This is a genomic window from Agromyces sp. P1_H4 (assembly GCF_056405255.1).
Window position 1 is genome coordinate 1 of record NZ_JBFUCL010000481.1, and the last position, 2,017, is coordinate 2,017.

General features: G+C 71.4%; 1 protein-coding gene. It reads right to left on the reverse strand.

Annotated features, from left to right (window positions below; all coding sequences use genetic code 11):
- The coding region (locus tag AC1DY2_RS19110; RefSeq protein WP_476763847.1) for an Rne/Rng family ribonuclease at positions 1 to 2,017 on the reverse strand (2,017 nt) is incomplete at both ends.

Consider the following 2,017-nt stretch of genomic DNA (forward strand, 5'->3'; position numbering starts at 1 on the left):
GGCTTGTGCTCGGCGTGGGGAATCGTCGACGCCGCGATCTGCGCGAGGGCGTGCTTCACGTCCTCGGTGATCGCGTGGGTGCCGGTGTGCGCCTTGGGCTCGGTCGAGGCGGGAGCGGGGGCCTGGTTGCCGCCGCTGCCATTCCCGTTGCCGCCGTTGCCGCCTCGGCCACGGCTGCGCCCGCCGCGCTCGACCTGCTGGGGAACGCGGTGCTTCACGATCGGCTCGTGGTGCACGATGATGCCGCGGCCGGCGCAGACCTCGCACGGCTCGGAGAAGGACTCGAGCAGCCCGAGGCCGAGCTTCTTGCGCGTCATCTGCACGAGGCCGAGGGAGGTGACCTCCGCGACCTGGTGCTTGGTGCGGTCGCGGGACAGGCACTCGACGAGCCGGCGCAGCACGAGGTCGCGGTTGGACTCGAGCACCATGTCGATGAAGTCGACCACGATGATRCCGCCGATGTCGCGGAGCCGCAGCTGCCGGACGATCTCCTCGGCCGCCTCGAGGTTGTTCTTCGTGACGGTCTCCTCGAGGTTGCCGCCGGAGCCGACGAACTTGCCCGTGTTCACGTCGACGACCGTCATGGCCTCGGTGCGGTCGATGACCAGCGAGCCGCCCGACGGCAGCCACACCTTGCGGTCGAGGGCCTTCTCGATCTGCTCCGAGATGCGGAACTCGTCGAACGCGTCGCGCTCGCCCGTGTAGGCCTCGACGCGCTCGAGCAGGTCGGGCGCCACGGCGCGCAGATAACGCTCGATGGTCTCGCGCGCCTCGTCGCCGGCGATGATCATCTTCTGGAAGTCCTCGTTGAAGACGTCGCGGACGATCTTGATGAGCAGGTCGGGCTCGGAGTGCAGGAGCGCCGGCGCCTGGACCTTCTCGAGCTGCGTCGAGATGTCGGCCCACTGGGCGATGAGGCGGTTCACGTCGAGCGTGAGCTGCTCCTCGGTGGCGCCCTCGGCGGCCGTGCGCACGATGACGCCGACGTTGTCGGGGAGCACGTCCTTCAGGATCTTCTTCAGGCGCGCGCGCTCGGTGTCGGGGAGCTTGCGGCTGATGCCGTTCATCGAGCCGTTCGGCACGTACACGAGGTAGCGGCCGGGCAGCGAGACCTGGCTGGTGAGTCGCGCACCCTTGTGGCCCACGGGGTCCTTCGTGACCTGCACGAGCACGCGATCGCCGGGCTTCAGCGCCAGCTCGATGCGGCGGGGCTGGTTCTTCTCGCCGTTCTCGGCGGCGGCGTCCCAGTCGACCTCGCCCGAGTACAGCACGGCGTTGCGGCCGCGGCCGATGTCGACGAAGGCGGCCTCCATGCTGGGCAGCACGTTCTGCACGCGGCCGAGGTAGACGTTGCCGATGAGCGACGCCTCCTGGTTGCGGGCGACGTAGTGCTCGACGAGCACGCCGTCCTCGAGGACGCCGATCTGGATCCGGCCGCCCTTCTCGCGAACGATCATCTGGCGGTCGACCGACTCCCGGCGAGCGAGGAACTCGGCCTCGGTGATGACCGCGCGGCGACGGCCCGCGTCGCGTCCGTCACGCCGACGCTGCTTCTTCGCCTCGAGCCGGGTGGAGCCCTTGACCTTCTGCGGCTCCGTGATGAGCTCGGGCTCGCGGGGCTTGCGCACCTTGACGACCGTGTTGCTGGGCTCGTCGCCCGCTGGGCGGCCCTCCTCGCCGCTGCGGCGGCGGGTGCGGCGGCGCACGCTCGACGGCTCGTCGGCGGGCGCTCCGTCCTCGCGGTCGTCGCGCTCGGGACGCTCGCTCGGCACCAGCACGGGCGGCGCGTGGAAGATGAGCGAGGTGGTCGTGAGGGTGGCCGGGATCGGCGACGCCGGGACCGGTGCCTCGGCCTCGGCAGCCGCGACCTCGGCGGACTCGTCGGTCGACGGCGCAGCGGCGTCGGTCACGGCTGCACCCGCGGCATCCGCCGAGCTCGCCGGCGCACCCGCATCGGGCGCCGAACCGGCCACCGGGGCCGCATCGGCCGCGGATGCCGCGTCGAGCGGCTCTGGCG